General features: G+C 63.8%; 3 protein-coding genes. 2 read left to right on the forward strand and 1 reads right to left on the reverse strand.

Annotation, left to right across the window (positions count from 1 at the left end):
* Positions 1-332 precede the first annotated feature (332 nt).
* Positions 333-653, forward strand: coding sequence for a hypothetical protein (locus AC5P1C_RS43650; protein ID WP_493871570.1), 321 nt, complete (start codon positions 333-335; stop codon positions 651-653).
* Positions 654-1,206: 553 nt separating this feature from the next.
* Here AC5P1C_RS43650 and AC5P1C_RS43655 read toward each other — a convergent pair.
* The gene (locus tag AC5P1C_RS43655) at positions 1,207-1,548 is read right to left on the reverse strand and encodes a DUF2267 domain-containing protein (RefSeq protein WP_493871571.1); all 342 of its coding nucleotides are present in this window, start codon (positions 1,546-1,548) and stop codon (positions 1,207-1,209) included.
* Here AC5P1C_RS43655 and AC5P1C_RS43660 point away from each other — a divergent pair.
* On the forward strand, positions 1,540-1,934 hold a 395-nt coding region (locus tag AC5P1C_RS43660; RefSeq protein ID WP_493871572.1), incomplete at its 3' end, for an RHS repeat-associated core domain-containing protein. The genes AC5P1C_RS43655 and AC5P1C_RS43660 overlap by 9 nt on opposite strands.

Raw genomic sequence — 1,934 nt, forward strand, 5'->3', positions numbered from 1 at the left:
CCTCGCCCACTTGCGGTACTCCTGCACGCACCACCTGACGATCATGCACTCTAGAGACTTCCGCCACCCGACGTTAGGCGCAGCACCAAAGATGCGTGCCGCAGAGAGGCTGGACTGGGGCCACACCCCGTCGAGGGGGACCAGCCCAGGAGTTCCGCTGGTCCGGGCTCTTTTTTGGGGTCGGTGATCGGTGATCGGTGATCGGTGATCGGTGATCGGTGATCGGTGATCGGTGATCGGTGATCGGTAGAGGCTATGCCGAAGAAGGCTCCGATCGGACGCTCCCATCTGACAGCAGACGAGGCCACGGCCCGTGAGTAGGCTTGTGCACCATGGTGTTGCTCGGGGTCATCGTCGGCGCTGTCTTCGGTACGTTCTTATTCCTCGCGTTGTTGGGGACCGTGATGGGCCAGGCAGTTGGAGTGATCAGCTTCCTGCTGTGCCTCGTTGGGGCCGGGATTCTCTTCGCTGTCGGCTTCTTCGGCAGCCGCCTGGTTTTCGACCTGTCCGAGCAGCAGAGCGTGATCGTCGGTGCGGCGCTCCCGGTGGCCTATGGAACCGGCCGCCTCATCTGGTTGAAGTTGGGACTACCCACGCCGTACAGCGACTACGACCGCTGGCGCAGCCAGGACCACCGTGACTACTGGAGCTGACGGGCGCCACCGATGAACGCCCCTGGCCAGCGCCGGTACAACCTGGATGCGCCAGTCACCAGCGGCTCCCCGCAGGCCATCCGAGTGAGAGGCTCCGCAGACTGAATCACTCACCTGCCAGCACATTGGGTTCACGCCGCCCCCGTTCTGGCGGCTTGACAATCGGCATTAGGAATCAACACCCCCAGCCATACAACGAAGATGCCCAGTTCACAGCCTTGTGCAACACACTTGTGCGATGAGCACCCGCTACCGAAGAGGCCATCCCAGAGGGGCTCGGCCGTGGGTGACCGTGTGAAAGCAGACATCCTTCTTCTGTGCAGGCAAAGATTGCGCTGATTTGCAGACATGTCGCGTGTGGGCTGGAAGGGTTCTAGTGCGCGGCCGGGGCGCGAGGCCGAGGCTCCCCTCCATCGGTCCTCGCGCGAGGTGCCCTCCCGGCGGCGGGGCGAGGCTGCGGGAGTTGCCCACTCCATCACGCCTGGAGGGCAGGGGCTGGAGCTGCATTGTCGGCGATGCGGCTCCAGCTGGCCTCGCAAGTCCACATCTCCGTCTACGCGGCCGAGGTGAGTTCAGCGCGGCCGAACAGTAGGGCGTACCCGGTGGCGAGCTGGTGCAGGATGCGGGTGGTCAGGTCGGGTGCGGCGTAGGCGGCGACGGCGGAGAAGACGGAACCGGTGTCCCAGCGGGTGGTGGCCAGGGACGCGCCAGTGCGAGCGGCGAGGTCTTTGACGAAGGCCCAGCCGGTCAGACGGTCGAGGCAGTGGTCAACTCGGACGGTGAGAAGGTCAACACCTACACCTACAGCCCGCGCGGTGTCACCAACTTCAAGTAGAAGGTCGCCCAGCCCTACCGGTTCGCTGGCGGCTATCAGGACCCGACCCGGCTGTATCACTACAAGGCCCGCTTTTACGACCCGAACGTCGGCCGCTTCACCCAGCCTGACCCCTCGGGCCTGGAAGCCAACCCGTACCTCTACGCTTCGGGTGACCCGACCAACCGGATCGACCCCGCGGGGTTGTTTGACTTTGGCAATTTCATGGGGGGGACTCGGTTCGGCGGTAGTCGCTGTCGGATCCGGGATCGTTACTGTCAGCACTGCCCCTGCATGCGTGACCCTCGTGGGCTGCGCGCCCACCCTCATCGCGGGCGGCACTACGATCGCTTCCGTAGGAGCCTCTTACGCGTTCTTCAAGGATGCCTTTTACTGTTTCTAACAAAAGCGGTTGATCATGTGACTGTTGGCGTGTCGGCTCGTTGGTCTGGTTGTGGCGAAACGTC

It is taken from the genome of Streptomyces sp. A18, from assembly GCF_059026065.1.

Coding starts and splice junctions, on each gene's coding strand:
- AC5P1C_RS43650 (WP_493871570.1), top strand. CDS start 333: ATGGTGTTGCTCGGGGTCATCGTCGGCGCTGTCTTCGGTACGTTCTTA.